This is a genomic window from Moorena sp. SIO3H5 (assembly GCF_010692395.1).
Lineage (GTDB): Bacteria > Cyanobacteriota > Cyanobacteriia > Cyanobacteriales > Coleofasciculaceae > Moorena.
Genome location: NZ_JAAHHS010000032.1, coordinates 14,983 through 35,135 on the forward strand (window position 1 = coordinate 14,983; position 20,153 = coordinate 35,135).

Below are 20,153 nucleotides of genomic sequence, written 5' to 3' on the forward strand. Positions count from 1 at the left end.
ATGTAATCAAAAAATCAAACTTTTTGAAAAATCTTTATAAGTAAATTACCACGTCGAGAGATTAGTACCATGCCAGTAATAGAATCACAAATATCACCAATCTCGACTATAGCGATTAACGCCACGTTTTTATCAGAGCGTCTCCATAACCCTTGTTACCAAAATGTTATTCCCCAAAAATATCATGATCTGATTGAAGAACGCCTCAAAACCTGGTCTAAACTCCTGGGAGGAGAACAACAACTGAAACAGCGCCTTCAGTGGGATGGATTAGACTTAACTACAGTCCTTAACTTACTACAAACAGGGGATTTTAGAGAAAATTTTCCCTTACCAAGCTGGGCAGAAACCCTCAAAGAATTAATTGAAACTACCAGCGCTTCATGGCTAACCCTAGAGGGGGAAGATAACTCTCTACTTGACTCCCAAAATCCCTTACCGTTTGAAGACTTTTATTTACATTTTATCCGAGTAGGGCGCAGTAAATTAGCCACTCGATTATCAGCAAATAGTCCTCTGACCTTGTTGAGCCAAGAAGCCTACGCAGCCCTAGAAAAGAGCTTGCTGCAACAACTGGTTAATTTAGGAAAAGAAACGTTACTATTTGAATTTAACACATTTCGGGAAGCTCACCCTCCTACCAACCAAACGACTCCCCAAGAAAGTCGAATTATTTATAATACTTTTTTTAAAAATCTTCTCAAAGATGGGGGGTTAGCATTTTTCAATCGCTACCCAGTCTTAGGTCGTCTGATAGCAACAACCCTTGATTTATGGGTAGAATCTACTACTGAATTCATCCAACGTCTACAACAAGATTTTTCAGCAATTGAACGTACCTTTTCTGATCCGGCAAGTCTAGGAAACGTCCAAACAATTGAGACTTCCCTCTCCAATGCCCACCATGGTAGACGCTCGGTTTTAGCTCTTACCTTTTCTTCCGGGATTAAACTGGTGTATAAGCCCAAAGACTTGGGCTTAGATGTTGCTTTCAATCAGTTACTAGACTGGTGCAACCACCAGCAAACATCTTTAAGCTTCAAATTAACTAAGATTCTCAATCGCCAGGGATATGGATGGGTTGAATGTATTGAGCACCAACCTTGTGAAAATCAAGCCGCAGTTCAACGGTTCTATAAAAGAGCAGGGATGTTATTATCACTGCTCCATCTATTAGGAGCAAGTAGTTGTGATCATCAAAATGTAGTTGCTAGTGGTGAATATCCGATTCTGATCGATGCTGACCTGTTGATGCATCCTGTAGAACACAGCGTGACGGAATCGGAAGACTGGTTTAAGTATTCAGTGCTTCATACAGGTTTTTTACCTGGTTGGGAAGGTGATACCTCCTCGGCAAATGCTCAAGATTCCAGCGTTTTAGGTAATATTTGGCCAAAGCAAGTTAAGTCCTCTCGGGAGTGGAAATTTATTAACACAGATGGGATGCACTTAGCTCCCAACACGGTGATTATTCCTGCCGGGACTAATGTGGTCATTCTAGACGGTAAAACTGTCTCAGCTAAGAACTATGTTGAGGAAATCGTCACTGGTTTTGAAGAAATCTATCACCTGTTAACTAAAAATCGGGAAATGCTCCTGGGGGAAGAAAGTCCCCTAGGAGCCTTACAATTTTTAAAGTCTCGATTTATGCTGCGCCCAACTCTAACCTATGCTATGGTCTCGAAACGCAGCCTCAGTCCTCAATATTTGCGTAATGGCGCGGACTATAGCATTCTGATCGATTTTCTCAGCCGTCACTACTTAATAGCTGAAGAAAACTTAGACTTTAAAGAACTATTAGGAGCAGAAACGACATCTTTACAACAGCTAGATATTCCCTATTTCACGGTATCTTGTAATAGTACTGCTCTAGAGTTGGCATCAGCTCAACCAATCAAGAACTTCTTTAAAACATCCAGTTACCAACGGTTAATTGCTAAAATCCCAAGTCTTGATGAAAAAGATTTAGCCCAGCAAATTAAATTGATTCGGGCGAGTTTTTATGCTAAGTATGCCCATTTGACTAAGAACAGTGCTGCTTTACAGGGTAATTTATTCCAATTATCCTCATTAAATCCTGAGGAATTACTGGACGAAGCTATAGCAATTGGCAATAGTCTTGTTGCCAGTGCAATTCAGACTGGTGACGGCTGCAACTGGATTGATTTAGATTACATGTCTAAAGCTAATCGCTATCAACTCCAGCTATTGGATGATTCTTTATATACGGGGCGAGCTGGAGTTAGCCTATTCCTAGCAGCTGTAGGAAAAATTACTGGTGAGCAAAAATTTAAAGAGGTAGCAAAAGCAGCTTTATCACCCTTACGTCAGTCTATTAAGAAATCACAAGCCGACCGAAATTTGTTGCAGTTAAGACTTGATGGAATCAAATTAGGTGGTGTCCTTGGTTTAGTAGGGCTAGGTGGGATTATTTACAGTTTGGTTAAAATTAGTCAGTTTCTCCAAGAGCCAGCCCTTCTCGAAGATGCCCAGCAAGCTGCAAAACTAATTACAGCAGATGTAATCGCTGCCGATCAAACCCTGGATATTACTTTTGGAGTAGCCGGGGCAATCATGGGCTTATTAACTCTCTATCAACAGACAGCTGAGAAAGTGCTATTAGACAAAGCAGTAGCCTGTGGCAATCATCTCCTATCACAGCGAACTCATACCCCCCCTAGGGCGTGGAAGCCAAACAATAAAACCCCATTAACCGGATTTTCTCATGGTGCAGCAGGTAATTCCTTCTCTTTACTACATCTATATGCTGCGACTGCAGACAAAGCTTATTTGGAAGGGGCGAAAGAAGGAATCGAATATGAAACCAGTGTTTTTGACGCCTCAGTCCGAAATTGGCCAGATTTCCTTTCACTGGAACAGACCAATCAAATTAATTTCCAGCACGCCTGGTGTCACGGCAGCGTGGGGATTGGATTAGCCCGTTTAGGCAGTTCATCGATTCTACAGACACAGGCAATATATTCTGACATTGACGCAGCTTTGGAAACCACCAAGCAATATGCAATATCTAATATAGATGTAGACCATCTCTGCTGCGGGAGTTTGGGCAGAACTGAACTATTTGTCGTTGCATCCCAAAAACTTGGCAACCAGGAATGGCTAAACACAGCTAGGGCACAAGCTGCATCGGTAATAGCAAGGGCAAAACAACATGGAGCCTATGCTTTGTTACCTCATTTGCCTAACTCTGTTTTTAGTCCTAGTTTTTTCAGGGGAAGCGCCGGTGTAGGTTATCAATTGTTGCGTTTAGCCTCTCCAGAATCCTTACCTTCTGTTATGATTTGGGAGTAAAATGAACTTGTTCGGTGGTAGGTGGAGTTCATGTAGGGTGGGCAGTACACCAGACAGATCATGAAGCTTGCAAAGGGCGTTGCTAGGCACTGCCCACCCTACGATTAATGACTAAAGCCCAATAATTTGTACTTCACCCAATTGCAAACCGTTGTAATCTTCCCTACCTAAGCCGAAATTACAATTTCATCAACTGAACTATATTAATACATAAGTTTACTTTGGAAATCAGCGTCAGAATCTTCTGGCGCTGATTTTTATTTAGGGCTTGCTGAATAAAAGTAGGAGGCTTGCTAGATCGGGTGCATCTCATATTTGTAAAAAAGTTGCGTAGGGTCTGTTAGGGGGGCCTCATTGTCTTGATGCAGTCGCTCATGGGGAGGGGCTGTGTGCGGAACCTGCGTCCGCACCTGTCTTGATGCAGTCGCTCATGGGGGAAACCCCCAAGACCGCGCTGCATCGCTGTAAGCCCCGTGGAAACCCCCGCGTGAAGGCGCTGCATCGCTTTCCGCTCAAGCGCCAGGGTTTAGACAGCCCGCCCCGTAACGCACCACCTTGTCAAACTGAGTAAGCAAATTTTACTAGTTTGCTTGCTTAAAATGACATAATTATTTAATTTATGGCTGAATAAAATATAGCAATTATCAGGAGGAGTGAGTACAAAGCTTATCCTTTTCAGGCAAGAGGCTTGCATACAAAAGGCAATATTCAAGAGGGTTGTACGGGAATAAGCCTGAAATAAAACTGTACCTCATAAATACGATAAACGTTATAGTGATTTAAATGCTAAGCAGGTACACAAAATTAATTACACATTTCATAAAACTCAAAGCCTTACAATGTAAAGGTTACAGAGATTGCGAGTCCGTAATTAATTCTATTTAGGTGCTTATAGCAATTCAAAATCACATAACTGTAGGTATTATGTCATTTTAGATAGTTTGATCCTAGAGACTTTTTCAAAAAATATGACTATGATAAAAATATCAAGCAAGAATCAATAGCTTGATTCCAAATCAACCACATTTACATAAACTTATTGGAGTTAAAATCAAATGGCTAAGATTAATATCAAGGATATTTCAGCTCTTAACCTATCTGGATCCGAATTATTTGACGATTCAGAAAGTTTTATGGTCGAATTGAATGAAGAGACTGAAACAACCCGTATCCTAGGGGGTCATGGAGGTTGCTGCGTATGTAGTCTGGTGAAGCTGCATTAAACGCATTTAATTTTTTAAATCATAACTATAGTGTCTTTAAAGTTAAACAAACACTCTAGTTATAAAACCCCTTTTCAAATCAAGCACATTAACATAAAATTATTGGAGTTAAAATCAAATGGCTAAGATTAATATCAAGGATATTTCAGCTCTTAACCTATCTGGATCCGAATTATTTGACGATTCAGAAAGTTTTATGGTCGAATTGAATGAAGAGACTGAAACAACCCGTATCCTAGGAGGGGGTCGTGGAGGTTGCTGCTTCTGTAGTCTGGTGAAGTCCCATTAAAGGCATTTAATTTTTAAAATCATAACTATAGTGTTTTTAAAATTAAACAAACACTCTAGTTATAAAACCCCTTTTCAAATCAACCACATTTACATAAAATTATTGGAGTTAAACTCAAATGGCTAATATTAATATCAAGGATATTTCAGCTATTAACCTATCTGGATCCGAATTATTTGACGATTCAGAAAGTTTTATGCTCGAATTGAATGAAGAGACTGAAACAACCCGTATCCTAGGAGGGGGTCGTGGAGGTTGCTGCTTCTGTAGTCTGGTGAAGTCCCATTAAAGGCATCTAATTTATTAAATCATAACTATAGTGTTTTTAAAATTAACTAAACACTATAGTTATCAAACCCCTTGTCAATAAGTACAATAAGGCTAGGTTTATTGTGCTTATTGACAAGATGCGTTTAGCCTGCCCTGATATTGATAATTAAATATTTCTACCTTGGGGTCTGAGTGGTATTAGTTATTATATCTCTGCCTAAGGTGGAAATTTAATACTTAACACCACATTATCCAGGTGTGATTGCACTGGCAGAATGTGGGTTTAATACCTGAAGTGCAAGGAAATTAGAACTCAAGCATATTATTGTAATCCAGATTATTAAAAACTTCAACTTCCCCAATCTGTCCCTTCAACCACTCACTAAACAAATCAGACACAATCTGAGCCCGCAACTTCTGATTCAATTCCGATTTTACAATCTCCTCAACCAAAATCAGATGCACTCCCTGAGAAATCACCATCGGCTTAAGCAACTGTGGCGGCTCAGCAGCAAAGACAGCAGCAGAAATTTCTGGTTTTAAATCCTGACGCTTAACAATTCCCCAATATCCTCCAGAGCGCCGCAACTCACTATCCTGGATGTATTCGTGCTCCATGTAATAGAAACTCGTCTCCCCTTCGTCGAACTGGTAGAAAATAATTATAGTCTTTTAGTCCAAAAGTAGTCTTGGGCTATTTTTTATTATTTTTATCACTTCCACTAGTTGGATAGACATAACTGCTTTAGTTTAGTACCTAAATTATAGAGAAGTTAACTATAAGAATAGTGGTCAAGGTAATTTATATATTAATTGTCAGCTATTACTAGGTTTAGCAGCAGATAGCTAGATATGATTTAGGGACAAAACTGCTTTGCTTTTGGCATATATAAGCTCTAAAATCCTAGACACACGAAATTAATTCGAATAGGATTAAAACAGGAATAAAAAATACTAATTGATTCCTATTTAAAAACACATATTCATTATTGGAGTAAAACTAAAATGGCTAATATTGTTATCCAAGATATCAATTCTACTGAAAGTATTCTGTATGAATTCACACAAGATTACAAGCATATTACTTCAATAAAAGGTGGTGACTGTAGTGCACAATTTAATAAAACTGATGGTTCTGTTACGAGCGTTACCGGTTGCTCTAAAGGAGAATTACGTCAATTGAGAAAATTAGTTAAAGCAGCACAATAAAGCAACATTATTAAATTTATTGGCGTTGCTGAATCAAGGAATGAATATAATTACGGTGGGCATCCTGTTGACCTAAAAATATCAAGAAAGTGCAAGATCACCATTCCACAAAATTATTAAAATCATTCCATTACTAAGCAACGCCAATAAATTAGCAAAAAACTCAACAAACTCAAGTAATCCAACTATGATTCAAACAGAGATAAACAATTATCACAATTAATTTTTGTTCCCTACTCCCTACTCCCTGCTCCAATGCCTTGGAAGCGATCGCAAACTACTCTGGAATTCTGGATGCTGGGTTTGAGGTCATCCCCGTGAAGCCTCGCGCACTGGATAGGGTAGGAAGTAATGCAATTCTTTTGTTGATTTAGTTACAATATGGTAAATGTTGACTGTATCAACTTAGGACGAAAGTGCCTTAGCCAATTCAGAACTGCTAGAACCTAATCTTAGTCTTGTAGTCCAAGAGTAGTCTTGGGCTTTTTTTTTATGTTTTTTCTCAGCTCCACTAGTTTTGTGGACATAACTGTTTTAGTTGATTCACTAAATTAGAGAGCATATCAATCTAGGATTATAGTGGGGTTTCAAGTATATTCATTATAGGGTCATTATGATGTATAGCAATTCTACGACTTGTGAGGTACAAATTTCTGGTTTTTAGGGAGCAGGGAGCAGGGAGCAGGGAGCAGGGAGCAGGGAAGAGGGAAGAGGGAAGAGGAACCCACCCCTAACCCCTCCCAGGAGGGGAAGGGAAGAGGGAAGAGGGAAGAGAGAAGAGAGAAGAGAGAAGAGGGAAGAGGTAAAAACTAATGTGTACCTCATGAGTCCTAGAAACGCTATATAAAGAGGTGGTTAATAGGTTTATATAGCTGCTATTACTATCTAAATTTTATGACAAAAAGGTTTTATTTTTAGCATCAATTAACTAAAAAAACTATAGACAGAGTTAATTCAATTAACTATGCTGAAAAAGCAGGGAAAACGCATCTAATTCTCTGAGTCCTATATATAGTGTTGTTTCAATTAAATAAACACTAGACAGCGTTTTTTATAACTATCAGGTAGACAGGATTTTTTACCTCTTCCCTGCCCTACTGGGAGGGGTTAGGGGTAGGTTACTCTGACCTGTTCCCTAAAATCCAGGAAGAAAGTATCTTACCCATTGAAAACTGCTGTATTAATTGATACTGATTCAAAAACACAGATTCATTGGAGAAAAATCAAATGGCTAACATCACCATTCTTGACATCAAACCTGCTGGTGTTGACTTGTTTGTTGATTCTGAAAGCTACCTGATCGATTTGTCGGAAAATGAACTCGCAGTTTATGGTGGAATAGTTTGGACCTATTGGATAGGTCAAGCAGCAGCGGCTGCGGTGCGAAGTTCACAACCTTGTGTGGGAGTAGCTGCTGGTATCACCAGAGAAATTATAGACTGAATATTTAGTCCTAAGACAAACCTACCAAATCTGTTTCTTAGGAGTTTAATCAACCAAGCTATGTAGGACTATTAACAAAGCCCTATAATACCGGGTGCATCTCATATAGCGCTACGCGCAAGGCAAGAGGCAAGAGGCAAGAGGCAAAAGTTGACTACACAACGTTTTCAGCTTGTATCAATCTCCTAACTTTAATGCGTAGTGCTATATTTGTAAAAAAGTAAGAAGGTGTGGGGAGGCGGCGCGGTAAGTGTGAGAATTTTCGGCTAATTTCATGCCTTGAGATGCACCCTCTAATACCTGAGTTTTTAGGGTACGTTATCAAGAACTAAAAACCGTCACTGTTTCCACAGGCTTCATCTTAATAGCTCTAAACTATTGTATCAAATTTAGTTGAGCTATTCGGGCAAGATATATCTCAAAAATTTGAAAAAATTGAGCTAGGAGAAAATTACAAATGGCTAACATTAAAATTTCCGATATAAAATCTATCTCCAGTGAGTTATTGTTAGCAGAATCTCACTGCCAAGAACTAACAGAAGATGAGCAACTCAACATTCAAGGAGGTGCCTTTTGGGATTGGGTAAAGAATGCAGTTGGATGGGCAGTAGATCATCTGACTATTTCCACGAAATCCAGTCTTTCTAAGGATGGTGGAATTTTTATTGGGTACAAGGGAACACACGATTTTCCCAACAATATATAAGTAGTCGGACAAAACTAAAATTAACTCTTGAAATAGGGAGCAGGGAGTAGGGAGCAGGGAGCAGTGAAGAGGCAAGAGGCAAGAGGCAAGAGGCAAGAGGTAAAAAATAATGTGTACCTCATAGCTACGAGAAACGCTAGAAATAGGGCTGAGGGTGTGAAAACCAGGCTAAAAACGGCTTAGGGTAAGGTTTTTAGCCAATACTTTTTTTTCAAGTTAATTAAATCATAAAGGAGATTTCCAATGTCTACTATCAATATTTATGACTTACAGCCTACTTCTCCTGAACTTTTTGCCGAATCGAAAAAATTGGTAGAAATTACCGACAGTGAAGCTGGGAAAACTGCTGGGGGAATTTTTTTTGAACCTTTGGTGATTCAAACAGACAGATGGATTGTAACTTTCTGTCCAGATGGAACCATTTCCCATGGAAGTTCACCTTATTGTCCAAGGCGGCTGTAAATGGAAATTCCTTTTAGGGTTCAGGTTGTGTACAACCGAAAAGACTACGGAGGTTAGAATTCAGGGTGTAAGCATTCAGGGGTCAGCTTATTTTATTCAAAAGCACCTCAAGTAGCGCATAGGCTGTTCGCGCAGCGTGAGCTAAAAGCTCACGGCTGACGGCTGTTCGCGCAGCGTGCGCGTAGCGCATATGCTTACGATAATTGCTATATTTATCAGTGTTTCGATATCTAGCAATTTTCATACTTATGAGGTCCACAAAATTTTTTGACAATCCCTGCTACCTACTCCCTAAAACCTAGGTAGAAAATAATCTTAGTCTTGTAGCCCAAGATTACTCTTGGGCTTTCTTTTATGGTTTTTATCAGCTCCACTAGTTTTGTGGACATAACTACTTTAGTTGATTCCCTAAATTAGAGAGACGTTAACTATCAGAATACTGGTAAAGGTGATTTATAGGTTACTTATGAGCTATTACTAGTTTGAGCAGCAGATAACTACATCTAGTTTAGTGACAAAACTGTTTTTAGTTTAGCATCAATAAGCTCTCAAAATACTACACAGACGAAATTAATTTTAATAGGATGAAAACAGGAATCAAAAATTACTAATTGATTCCTGAAACAACACACATTCATTATTGGGAAAAACTCAAATGGCTGATATTAAGGTTAATGACCTCAAACCTACTGGTGCTGAATTGTTTTTTGATACTGAAAGTTTCATGAACGATCTCGAATACAACGAAGTTACAGCAGTAGCAGGAGGCGGTACATATGGTTGTGGAATACAAACTGGACCAATAATAGTAACAACTGGACCAATAATAGTAACAACTGGACCAATAATAGTAACAACTGGACCAATAATAGTAACAACTGGAAAATAAATCCAATAGAAATGATAACACAACCACAACTATCAATCAGTTCCCAGCCCAAGATTCTAGCTTAGCACAGGGAGTAGTCACACACAAGGCTTCAGCCTAAAGAGCTTCAGCCTTGTGTCAAGTTTCCTGCAGCATAGGTGGCAGCGGTTTCGATACCTGGCACCAGTGGCACAGTTCAGGGAGGTTTAACCTCCCTGAGTCCCAGCAATACGGGTTATCCTTGGGCAGTTTTCTATCCTAGGCATTGACCTGGTTGACTGACAAAAGTTTACGAGCGAAGCCCTGAAACTCTCTATAGACAAGGGTTCTAGGGCTTACAGTAAATGCACTTATGCATTGATCGTTTTGGGCTTCAGATTTTCAGCTTGATCATTTGCCTTCAAGCCTTGCAACTATTGTGCTTCGCAGGGCTCGCTCGGAGAGTGCTGAAACCCTTATTGAGTAATCGATCTGAAATGTTTTGTCAGTCAACCAGGGCATTGACTTGCAGCATGTTGAGCTCAATGCCAATTCTGAAAATAGTTACAACTGTTTAGATATAAGGAGTTGAGCCTCCTTCTACGGAACAATAAACAGAAAATAATTGAATTATTTGAGTCTTTTAGTCCAAGAGTAGTCTTGGGCTATTTTTTGTGGTTTTTATCAGCTCCACTAGTTTTGTGGACATAACTAGTTTAGTTGACTCCCTAAATTAGAGAAACGTTAAGTATCAGACTACTGGTAAAGGTTATTTATAGGTTAATTATGAGCTATTACTAGGTTGATCAGCAGATAAATACATATAGTTTAGTGACAAAATTGTTTTTGATTTAGCATCAATAATCTCTCCAAATAATAGACAGATTAAATTTAATTTAAATAGGATTAAAACAGGAATCAAAAATTACTAATTGATTCCTGAAACAACACACATTCATTATTGGAGAAAAATCCAGATGGCTGATATTAAAGTTAATGATCTCAAACCTGCTGGTGCTGAGTTGTTTGCGGATGATGAAAGTTTTATCAATGAATTAACCAATGATGAACTTAATATCATTGGCGGTCAAGAACTTGCTGCAGCTGTACTAAGTAGTACACTAAGCATTGCCTGTAATTACCCAACTTGCTAGTTATGGCGAAGTGGGATTTCTTTGGGGGAACGCTCTGGGAAATCCCAGGGAACATGTCACTTATGCAGAACATTTGTACTAAAGCGATAGCCTTCTCATGTGTTTGAGCTTGCTGTGATAGTATATAGTTCATCTGTTCTGCAACGCCAGACAAGCTCCGAAATCCCAGGAGCAATAAAATAATAAAATTCCCTCCAGTGAGAAGATGTGGAGGGAGATTAGACATCTCCAGGAATTGCTTTGCAATTCCTGGAGATGTCTTTTGATTAAGTGACGACAAGCGCCTTCAATAACCCCAGTGGGAATTGGAAGACCAGCTTTCAAGTAATCGTGGTATTTGAGGTAAGCAGTGTTGTTGAGTAAATATCTGGGACAGTTATTCATTGGCTGACGTTTCAATGGAGAAAAGTGAACACAAAGTACTTTCGAATTTTGGATGCTGGGTTTGATTTAATCTCCGTCGAATCTCGCGCAGTTGATCCGGTGTTAATTTAATTAGAATAGGGGAAACGTTAACTGTATCAACTTAGGATGAAAATGCCTTAGCTAATTGAGAAGTGCTAGAACCTAATCTTAGTCTTGTAGTCCAAGAGTAGTCTTGGGCTATTTTTTATGGTTTTTCTCAGCTCCACTAGTTTTGTGGACATAACTAGTTTAGTTGATTCGGTAAATTAGAGAGAGGTTAACTATCACAAGACTGGTAAAGGTGATTTCTAGGTGAATTGTGAGCTATTACTAGGTTAAGTATAGGTTGATCAGCAGATGACTACATTGAATTTAGTGACAAAACTGTTTTTGCTTTAGCATCAATAAGCTATAAAAATACTAGACACACGAAAATAATTTGAATAGGATTAAAACAGGAATAAAAAATTACTAATTGATTCCTAGTAACGAACACAGATTCATTAGTGGATAAAAATCAAGATGGCTAACATCAAAGTTAATGATCTCAAACCTACTGGTACTGAATTATTTCTTGATACTGAAAGTTTCATGAATGATCTAGGAGACGATGAAATGAGCTTACGAGGAGGCGATTGGAGTACATTTAGCGGTGGGTGCGGTTCAGTGCAAGCTGATGAATGGAGTACCTTTAGCAATCAGTGCAGGCCTCAGGCTCAAGTTGGGATCAACTGATACTAATTTTAGCACTAATATAATTTAGTTTTTAAAATGTGGAGTGGCTACTGCCACTCTGCAATTCAAATATCGAATTAAAACAACTTTTTTGTAAGTATAAAAAACTAATTAATTGTCTTAATCAAAAAGGAGTATATATGTGATTATAAATCTTGACTATAAAAACTTATTTGGTTACTTAGTTAATACCGATATATGCAATAAATCAGACTTAGAATATCTAAAAATTGATGTTAGCTCTAGCCATAATTTTAATTGGGTAATAGATTTAACAACAAATGGGGAAAAGATATTTATTAAACAGCGCCCTCATTATAGTAAGCTTTACAGCGACGATAGGATTCGTAAAGAGTGGCATATTTATAATTTTTTTAAGTCCGATCAAGATTTAGTGTATGCTTCATCATTAACTCCAGCAGTAATTCATTATGATGATATCAATTCTATACTGATCTACAAATGTCCCAATGATTATATTACTTTAGAAAGTTATTACAAAAATCATCAATATTTTCCAAATACCATAGCAAAATTAGTTGGAACTACTTTAGCAAAACTACATTCTGAGACGATGAATTCTCAGGAGTGCCACACTTTCATAACTGAGCTTGATGAAGACAACCTTCGCTACCAACTTCCTTATCCTGATTATCTTTCTGAGTATCTTTTCAGGTGTCTTGAGCCTGAGAGTTTAAAGAAAACTGCAGTTCAATCTTGGCGATTTATTGGTATTTTTCAAAAATCTGAAGCTGTAAAAAGAGTAGTTAAAGAGCTTGCGCTTCATCATCGCCACTGCTGCTTAACACATAATAATATTCAATTTAACAAGCTTATAATACCTAAGCAGTGGGAGAAGTTATTATCAAAAATAAATTATTCTAATAGGAGCATAATTAAGCTAATTGATTGGGAAGCTTGTAGCTGGGGGGATCCAGCTTGTGATTTAGGAAAAGCAATTGCTGAATATTTTCTCTTCTGGCTCAACAGTATGATTGTACATCCTGCTATTGAAATGAAAAAATCTATACAGTTAGCCGCGATTCCTCTTGAAGTTGTTCGCCCTTCAATCGTAGCGATCAAAAATGCTTATATCAATACTTACCCAAAAATTTTAGAAGATTACCCTGAATTCCTTAAGCGGGTCATTCAGTTTGCTGGACTTGGTTTGATTTATCAACTACTAACAGAGTTTCAACTTCAGCCAGACCTTGGTATAAGTCACCAGCAACTTTATTTTTATATTGCTTCACAATTGCTGTGCAAACCAGAAATATTTATGTCGATTTAATAAATTATTTTTTTTTAACTGAAAGTAAATTATATCAATACAAGTATTAGTAATAAATATGATAAAATTACCAAATATTTTACAGTATATCGCTGACAACATTCAAATAGACTTCTCTGAATTTCGCATCAGTTATTCTAACTTTGCTCCTATAGTAACTCCTAATGCTACTGTGGGGCAGCTTCAAAAAATGTCTCAAGATATCCAGTATTATTACTTAAATTCAAAGTTATTAGAATTTATATATAGCATTTACTTTGAAGGTTCATGTGTAATTGAAGCAACACCAGTCCTTAAAACGAACGATCAAATTTTAAAAGAAATATCTTCCAAAGAAATAGACTGGGAATTTTACGAACAACTAGATCTAAATAATCAAGGTCAAGGTTGGTTTCATCCATCGTTCCACATCATAAGACAAGAAACTGATGGTAGTCTTATCGCAGAATTTGATAACGGTATTTTACGCATCCAGCGAGAGCGTCATCTACCTTTAGCTTTGCAATCAGCTACTGTCAATGATGCCATAGCTATATTATCACCTTCTAGCTTTATTAATCAAAACAGGTATAGGGCTACTGGAGATGGCTTTGGTGGTTTACCACCTTCAAAGACTTTCCTTTATACAGTACTGATTTACTTGAATTTCAGTCCTGAAGCAGCCGTTACCGCTATGAAGTATATAACGACAAAATTGAATGCAATTAAAGTACCATTCATATTCGAGGTGTTACACAACCCTTTAAACTACAGGTTTTATAATTCAGGAGTTCTTAAATTTTTTTATTACGAATACAATCCCGATATCTACACAAGCTTTATTCTGCCAACATTACAGGCTATTTATAGAGAAAATAAATCTCACTTTCGGAAAGAAATCCCTATATTTACTAAGAAAATTGCACCTGGTATTGGTTTAGCGGAACGTCCGAATCCTGAAATAAAGTTTAAAAATTTACTAGATTCTGAAGGTAACTATTGCGAATTTATTGCCAATGCCTTGCTAGAAGCCCATCAAAACGGTGATGAATCCCCAGAAGCTCGAATGAAATATATACTCAAGCAGTTTGAGAAATACGGAATAGACATCGAGCGTCCCTACCTCAATCCTGGTTCTGAAGATATATACACACCATTGGATGTAACCAACGGTGTGACAGTCAGTTAATAACTAGACATCAAAACTATCCCCTTGCTAAAGGAGATTCAAGGCAGTATTAATTTAGTTAGAAGTTCTAGTTATCAATTGGAACTTAGGCTACTACCTTCAAGTTCCTTAACAACTTCAACTTCCCCAATCTCTCCCTTCAACCACCCACTAAACAAATCAGACATAATCTCAGACCGCAACTTCCCATCCAATTCCGATTTAACAATCTCCTCCACCAAAATCAGATGCACTCCCTTAGAACTCACAATCGGCTTAAGCAACTGTGGCGGCTCAGCAGCAAAAACAGCAGCAGAAATTTCCGGCTTAAACTCGTGACGCTTAACTATTCCCCGATATCCTCCAGAGCGGCGTAACTCAGTATCCTGGATATATTCGTGGGCAATCTCATAGAAACTTGTCTCTCCTTCATCAAACTGGTAGAAAATAATTTTAGTCTTGTAGTCCAAGAGTAGTCTTGGACTATTTTTTGTGGTTTTTATCAGCTCCACTAGTTTTGTGGACATAACTAGTTTAGTTGATTCCGTAAATTAGAGAGAAGTTAACTATAATAATACCGGTAAAGATAATTGATCGTGAAATGATGAGCTATTACTAGGTTGATTAGCAGATTACTACATCTAATTTTGTGACAAAAATGGTTTTACTTTAGCATTAATAAGCTGTAAAAATACTAGACAAACGAAATTAATTTGAATAGGATTAAGACAGGAATCAAAAATTACTAATTGATTCCTGGTAACGAACACAGATTCATTAGTGGAGAAAAAATCAAATGGCTAACATCAAAGTTAATCAACTTCAATCTGAAAAAACAACTGACGAAATCATCGACTTAAAGGCTAAAGCTGACGATTCACCAGAATTTAAAGCTTTTACAACTGTGCGTGGTGGTCATATGGCATGTTTTATATGGTCTCTTAATCTATAGTAAAATTTAAGAGTGTGTAAACTAGTTCTTAAAAAACAATTCAATGTGAAATTTTGAACTATTTTTACACCTTTTTAACAGTGACATAGTTAATTATATTAACTAATGTCACTGTGTCAATATAATATTTTTTGAGACTAGTATAGCAAGGCAAAAGTAAAAAGTATGTAGTTGACTTTTGGCCTAGTTAACATGGTCGCGTTATTTCCCTATTAAGGTACTAGCTTCTTTGTTATAAAAATCAAAATAAAATTCTATGATTACGCTAAATAGTTCACCAATAGCTTGGTTAAATCGACAGTATTTGGATCTTGGTCCCCTTAACGGTGGGAAGCCGCATCATTATGGTATTGAATTTAGTTATCATAGTTTAGTGAATAATACTTCAATGCCATATGGTTTACAGGTAAATATATCTCCTTTGTTTCGAGAATCTCTCATCAAAGAAACTGGGATGTTTCAATACCGAGTTGATCATCCATTACAACTTGCAAAGGCGTTACGTACTGAACGCTGGGAAAAGCTCTGTGAGTATTTATCAAACTATCAAGAACTTCCAACTCTTACCAAACTGCGAGTGATGAATCTTTTGAGAAGCTTGTGCTTTCATAAGATAGTTAAAGAGTACATACCAGAGATGGCTGGTTCAGTAATTGCCGACAATATAGATCTTGCTCGTCTAGCATTGTGTAGAACTCTTTCTAGCCGGATTTATCACTTTGGTGATGGCACTTTTGATTATATCAAAGAGATTGAAACTATTGCTAATAATGCTCCATCAGGGAGTCGGGTAAAAATCAATGCTTCTTTACAGCTTGTAGTTGAATATGCCAAAACTTTTGGAGATTTAGCGGCAACTGAGTTTTGGTTTGAAGCTGTTACCAAGGAAATTCAAAACTTAAAATCTTCACTGAACGACTTTGAGTACAATTTGTTAATGAGTGTCTACTATCGTTCTGTTTCTTTTATTCCCTTCTTGCGCAGGGATAAAGAGAAAGTAGTTGAAGAAATGAGTTTATGCGAATCTTATGCAAGAAATCTGACTTGCGATAATGAATTACAAGAAGTTGTAGCGCGTGAAAATCTCAGCCTTTGCATAGAAAGCCGTTCTAAAGAAGCTATATGGCTAAAAAATCTAGATCTCGCTGAAGAACGAGTACGCTTGATAGTGCAGATGGAGCCTTTAGAACCTAGATACCATCTTGAGTTGGCTGAAGTTCTGACTAAGCAAGGTAAAATTGAAGAAGCAGCCAAAGTATATCGGTCAGCAACAAGGTTAGGTCCTCCAGGGACTCCAGTAGCATGGTTTATGGCAGGTCAGTGTCATGAGAAAATGGGTGAACTAGAAGTAGCGAGTGACTGTTATCTTGCTTCTATCCAAATAGAGCCAGAGGCGATTTCGGTTGTCGAACAACTCTCTGATTTAGCTCCTCGTTTAGGAAATATAGCCCTGAAAAATTGGAGTAATTTACGTTTAGCTGAACTCCAAGAAATGCAGCGAAAATTAAAACCTAAAGCTAGATCTAGATACCAAAGTGAATCGTTGTCTGAATTAAAGAGAGCGGCGGATAAAGCATTAGTTTGACACAAAAATAAAAATATCAATTGCTTTGAATACCATATTCCGATTAGGGCGTGTTTTTAAACTGTAACCGTAACCAAATCAGCTGTTAACCTTCCATGCAACATTTACCAGCGGTGCGGCAAAGCCGAATTGAATCATAGCTGTATAATTAGCAGTAAGCTTCTTATATTGCGTAGGGATACGGCCTTTAAGGAAGTTGCGGGCAAAATTGTTTGACTCGCTTGATTTTATTAGGATACAACGAGTTTAAAGTAATACGCCCTCGAGGGCGTATTACTTTAGAAGTTGTAGTTAAGACTTAGAACTTAAGCTACTGGCTTCAAGTTCCTTAACAACTTCAACTTCTCCAATCTGTTGCTTCAACCACCCAGTAAACAAATCAGACATAATCTCAGACCGCAACTTATCATCCAATTCCGATTTAACAATCTCCTCAACCAAAATCAGATGCACTCCCTGAGAACTCACAATCGGCTTAAGCAACTGTGGCGGCTCAGCAGCAAAAACAGCAGCAGAAATTTCCGGCTTAAACTCCTGACGCTTAACAATTCCCCGATATCCTCCAGAGCGCCGTAACTCAGTATCCTGGATGTATTCGTGAGCAATCTCATAGAAACTCGTCTCCCCTTCATCCAGGGCATAAAACAGTTCCATGGCTAGGTCTTTATCATCTAAAACCACTTCGTAAATAACGGCAGCAGCATAATCGAGCTGATGTTCAAAGAAATAGGGTTCAACCTTATCCCCAAACAGATGTTGAACTAACTTATTAGCAATCAAATTAGTGTACACTATTTCTTCAAAATCATCTAAAGACAGACTATATTTTTGCAGCCATGCCCAAGTGTCTTCTGAATTCTCAAGTTTGTTCATTAACCGGAATTGGTCTGCTGCCTGTTGAAGGTCTTCAATTTCTACATGGATGCCAGCACTTTCGGCAGTAGCCGCAATAATCTTGCGCTTCACAATCCCTTCAATCATGTCAGGGATTTGGCAGTTTAGCTTAACTTGGTGAAAAATATCTTCAGTGGTAATCGTAATAGCTGGTAACATGATTATTTATTGGTAGTTGGTAGGGAATAGGGAACAGGGAACAGGGAGTAGGGAGCAGGGAGCAGGGAGCAGGGAGGTCTTGGGGGTTTCCACGACAGTTGCTGATTTTGTCTAACTCCCCACACTCCCACCCCATCCCATTCAAGTCCCCCAAACTTGGGGGATTTAGGGGGCTACTTCCCACACCTCCCTCTCTTTCACTACTCCCTACTCCCTGCTCCCTACTCCCTAATAAAACCTAAGACGTTGTATCTCACCCAATTGATAATTCCTACAATTCCAAACCCCCCTGCTGCAACTTCTTAAAGGGATCCAGAACTAAATCCATAATCCGACGCTGCCTGACAATTACTTCTGCTGTTGCGGTGTCCCCTGGACGGAGAGCAATACATTCCTTTGGTGTGGGCATACAGGTTTTATTGAGTTTAATTTCTAGGTCATAGGTAGGCACTTTACCCTGCTCCGTTTCTGTCACCTTGGAGGTTGGAGAAATCTTGATTACTGTTCCTTCTACTACTCCATAGTCTTGAAAAGGATAAGCATCAAACTTCATTTTTACTGCCATTCCTTCCCGTAAGGAGCCACTTTCTGAAATAGCGATCTGGGCTCGCAGGGAAAGGAAGGACTCCTTTGGGGCAATTTCGACTATAGTGTCTCCAGGTTGCACTACAGCCCCGGCACTTTTGATTGGTGACTGAAACACGATTCCCTCGATCGGGGCGGCTAACATCCTTTGATTTAACTGAAATTCCAAGGATTTAATCTGACTTTTACTCTGGGATAGTTCGGCTTGGAGGGTAGTAATTTGGGTTTCTATATTATTCAGTTGTTCCTCACTTTTTAGTAACGCCAGCTTACCAGAATGAACCAAGGTTTTATAACTCCGTTCTTGCTCTTGCAAGCGCAGGCGTGCTTGTTTAATATCAGCGGAGGCTTGATGAATGGTCTTTTCATAACTACCTTGTTGCTCTTTCAGGCGAGACTGAGCTTGTTTTATTTCTAATTCAGTTCTAATGATATTTTTCTGGGCTTCTTTGGCTGACTGTTCAACATCTAAAAAGCGTTCTTTTGACAAAACCCCCTCTTTATAAGCATTTTGGTAACGGGGAATTTTTTCCTCAGCACTTTCTAAACGAATGGTTTCTAATTCATAGGCAACCTTGCTAGACTCTATCGCCCCTCGTGCCTGCTCTATTTGTGCCAATAGTTCTTCTTTTTGTAAACTGTAGGCGAATTTAAACGCTTCCAGATTCTGCCGTGCTTGCTCGACTTGCGCCTGTTTTTCTAACTCTTGAGCTTGGTTTTGTTGCTCCTGGGTACGCAGAGCTAGTATCAATTGGTTTTTCAGCACCTCTAATTGATTCAGGCGATTCTGTTGCCCTTCTAATTTTTTTTGTTCCTGCTGAAGTTCAGTGCTAACTAACTCCGATTCCAGTTCTAGTAAGGTTTGACCAGCCGTTACCAATTCCCCTTCTTTGACCTTAATTGCTGCTACGGTTCCTGCTACTGGAGCATCAAGTTTGATAGTTTCCCCCGTAGGTTCCAATCTTCCTCTGGCTTTCCCGGTTTCATCCACCTGAGCGAAGATCGCCCAAGGTAACGCAATACCGATAAATACCATCAAAAAATACAGTAATCCCCTTGTCCAAACCTGGGGTAATGTATCCAGCAGTTCCTTAGTAGCATAAGACCATTCGTGACCCTGAAATGGTTGATCATTCCTAGGTTGAGGAGTCGTTTCTTGCGTGAGTAACTCCTCATAGCCACGCTGGTCTGGAATAGTTTGAGTAGGAGTATGTCCATTCAATGTATGATTTTCAGGCATAGCAGTATTTCCATTTGAGTTGTGAACATAGGATTGATGGGAAAAGGGAGCAGGGAGCAGGGAGCAGGGAGCAGGGAACAGGGAGCAGGGAATAGGGAACAGGGAGCAGGGAGCAGGGAATGGGCAAAAGGCAAGAGGCAATAGGCAAGAGGCAATAGGCAAAAGGCAAAAGGCAATAGGCAAAAGGCAATAGGCAAAAGGCAAGAGGCAAGAGGCAAGAGTAATCAACGAATTTTTTCCCACAC

At 38.7% G+C, this 20,153-nt stretch carries 22 protein-coding genes; 15 read left to right on the forward strand and 7 right to left on the reverse strand.

Annotated features, from left to right (window positions below; all coding sequences use genetic code 11):
* The first annotated feature begins 69 nt into the window (after positions 1-69).
* From F6K52_RS05800 to F6K52_RS05815, 4 genes are all read left to right on the forward strand, one after another.
* Complete coding sequence (locus F6K52_RS05800; protein WP_293075266.1) at positions 70-3,312, forward strand: type 2 lanthipeptide synthetase LanM family protein; 3,243 nt, start codon at positions 70-72, stop codon at positions 3,310-3,312.
* A gap of 1,055 nt (positions 3,313-4,367) precedes the next feature.
* Positions 4,368-4,535 (forward strand): hypothetical protein, encoded by a 168-nt coding sequence (locus tag F6K52_RS05805; protein WP_293075268.1) that lies wholly within the window; start codon positions 4,368-4,370, stop codon positions 4,533-4,535.
* 118 nt (positions 4,536-4,653) lie between these two features.
* Positions 4,654-4,824: a hypothetical protein gene (locus F6K52_RS05810; RefSeq protein WP_293075270.1), complete on the forward strand. Its 171-nt coding sequence runs from the start codon at positions 4,654-4,656 to the stop codon at positions 4,822-4,824.
* A 118-nt stretch (positions 4,825-4,942) separates the two neighbouring features.
* Positions 4,943-5,113, forward strand: a complete 171-nt coding sequence (locus F6K52_RS05815; RefSeq protein ID WP_293075272.1) for a hypothetical protein — start codon at positions 4,943-4,945, stop codon at positions 5,111-5,113.
* A 287-nt stretch (positions 5,114-5,400) separates the two neighbouring features.
* On the opposite strand, the gene F6K52_RS05820 is transcribed toward F6K52_RS05815, so the two are convergent.
* The gene (locus F6K52_RS05820) at positions 5,401-5,760 is read right to left on the reverse strand and encodes a peptidylprolyl isomerase (protein WP_364416239.1); all 360 of its coding nucleotides are present in this window, start codon (positions 5,758-5,760) and stop codon (positions 5,401-5,403) included.
* Positions 5,761-6,099: 339 nt separating this feature from the next.
* Here F6K52_RS05820 and F6K52_RS05825 point away from each other — a divergent pair, with 339 nt between their 5' ends.
* The gene (locus F6K52_RS05825) at positions 6,100-6,303 is read left to right on the forward strand and encodes a hypothetical protein (protein ID WP_293075274.1); all 204 of its coding nucleotides are present in this window, start codon (positions 6,100-6,102) and stop codon (positions 6,301-6,303) included.
* A 660-nt stretch (positions 6,304-6,963) separates the two neighbouring features.
* On the opposite strand, the gene F6K52_RS05830 is transcribed toward F6K52_RS05825, so the two are convergent.
* On the reverse strand, positions 6,964-7,128 hold the full coding sequence (locus F6K52_RS05830) for a hypothetical protein (protein WP_293075276.1): 165 nt from the start codon (positions 7,126-7,128) through the stop codon (positions 6,964-6,966).
* A gap of 402 nt (positions 7,129-7,530) precedes the next feature.
* Here F6K52_RS05830 and F6K52_RS05835 point away from each other — a divergent pair, with 402 nt between their 5' ends.
* From F6K52_RS05835 to F6K52_RS05855, 5 genes are all read left to right on the forward strand, one after another.
* On the forward strand, positions 7,531-7,746 hold the full coding sequence (locus tag F6K52_RS05835) for a hypothetical protein (protein WP_293075278.1): 216 nt from the start codon (positions 7,531-7,533) through the stop codon (positions 7,744-7,746).
* 457 nt (positions 7,747-8,203) lie between these two features.
* Positions 8,204-8,452, forward strand: a complete 249-nt coding sequence (locus tag F6K52_RS05840) for a hypothetical protein (RefSeq protein ID WP_293075280.1) — start codon at positions 8,204-8,206, stop codon at positions 8,450-8,452.
* A 243-nt stretch (positions 8,453-8,695) separates the two neighbouring features.
* Entirely contained in the window at positions 8,696-8,914 is a 219-nt protein-coding gene (locus tag F6K52_RS05845; protein ID WP_293075282.1) for a hypothetical protein, read from the forward strand.
* A gap of 655 nt (positions 8,915-9,569) precedes the next feature.
* Complete coding sequence (locus tag F6K52_RS05850; RefSeq protein ID WP_293075284.1) at positions 9,570-9,803, forward strand: hypothetical protein; 234 nt, start codon at positions 9,570-9,572, stop codon at positions 9,801-9,803.
* A gap of 935 nt (positions 9,804-10,738) precedes the next feature.
* Positions 10,739-10,915, forward strand: coding sequence for a hypothetical protein (locus F6K52_RS05855; protein ID WP_293075286.1), 177 nt, complete (start codon positions 10,739-10,741; stop codon positions 10,913-10,915).
* A 129-nt stretch (positions 10,916-11,044) separates the two neighbouring features.
* On the opposite strand, the gene F6K52_RS05860 is transcribed toward F6K52_RS05855, so the two are convergent.
* Positions 11,045-11,299, reverse strand: a complete 255-nt coding sequence (locus F6K52_RS05860) for a hypothetical protein (RefSeq protein ID WP_293075288.1) — start codon at positions 11,297-11,299, stop codon at positions 11,045-11,047.
* 543 nt (positions 11,300-11,842) lie between these two features.
* Between F6K52_RS05860 and F6K52_RS05865 the strand changes: the two genes are divergently transcribed.
* From F6K52_RS05865 to F6K52_RS05875, 3 genes are all read left to right on the forward strand, one after another.
* Positions 11,843-12,055 carry a hypothetical protein gene (locus F6K52_RS05865; protein WP_293075290.1) on the forward strand — a complete coding sequence of 71 codons (213 nt, stop codon included), beginning with the start codon at positions 11,843-11,845 and terminating at the stop codon, positions 12,053-12,055.
* A 142-nt stretch (positions 12,056-12,197) separates the two neighbouring features.
* Positions 12,198-13,346 carry a hypothetical protein gene (locus tag F6K52_RS05870; RefSeq protein WP_293075292.1) on the forward strand — a complete coding sequence of 383 codons (1,149 nt, stop codon included), beginning with the start codon at positions 12,198-12,200 and terminating at the stop codon, positions 13,344-13,346.
* Between the two features lie 58 nt (positions 13,347-13,404).
* Positions 13,405-14,514: a T3SS effector HopA1 family protein gene (locus tag F6K52_RS05875; protein WP_293075295.1), complete on the forward strand. Its 1,110-nt coding sequence runs from the start codon at positions 13,405-13,407 to the stop codon at positions 14,512-14,514.
* A 74-nt stretch (positions 14,515-14,588) separates the two neighbouring features.
* Here F6K52_RS05875 and F6K52_RS05880 read toward each other — a convergent pair whose 3' ends face one another.
* Positions 14,589-15,020, reverse strand: a complete 432-nt coding sequence (locus F6K52_RS05880) for a peptidylprolyl isomerase (RefSeq protein WP_293075297.1) — start codon at positions 15,018-15,020, stop codon at positions 14,589-14,591.
* 269 nt (positions 15,021-15,289) lie between these two features.
* On the opposite strand from F6K52_RS05880, the gene F6K52_RS05885 reads away from it, so the two are divergent.
* Together F6K52_RS05885 and F6K52_RS05890 are read left to right on the forward strand one after the other, a co-directional pair.
* A complete protein-coding gene (locus F6K52_RS05885) occupies positions 15,290-15,445 on the forward strand; it encodes a hypothetical protein (RefSeq protein ID WP_293075299.1) in 156 nt (51 codons plus the stop codon).
* A gap of 256 nt (positions 15,446-15,701) precedes the next feature.
* Positions 15,702-17,030, forward strand: coding sequence for a tetratricopeptide repeat protein (locus tag F6K52_RS05890; RefSeq protein ID WP_293075301.1), 1,329 nt, complete (start codon positions 15,702-15,704; stop codon positions 17,028-17,030).
* Between the two features lie 291 nt (positions 17,031-17,321).
* Here the strand turns inward: F6K52_RS05890 and F6K52_RS05895 are convergent, their stop codons facing one another.
* From F6K52_RS05895 to F6K52_RS05905, 3 genes are all read right to left on the reverse strand, one after another.
* Entirely contained in the window at positions 17,322-18,083 is a 762-nt protein-coding gene (locus F6K52_RS05895) for a peptidylprolyl isomerase (RefSeq protein ID WP_293075303.1), read from the reverse strand.
* Positions 18,055-18,267 (reverse strand): hypothetical protein, encoded by a 213-nt coding sequence (locus tag F6K52_RS05900; RefSeq protein WP_293075305.1) that lies wholly within the window; start codon positions 18,265-18,267, stop codon positions 18,055-18,057. The genes F6K52_RS05895 and F6K52_RS05900 overlap by 29 nt, the downstream gene beginning before the upstream one ends.
* Positions 18,268-18,354: 87 nt before the next feature.
* Positions 18,355-20,151, reverse strand: coding sequence for an HlyD family efflux transporter periplasmic adaptor subunit (locus F6K52_RS05905; protein ID WP_293075307.1), 1,797 nt, complete (start codon positions 20,149-20,151; stop codon positions 18,355-18,357).
* Between the last annotated feature and the right edge of the window lie 2 nt (positions 20,152-20,153).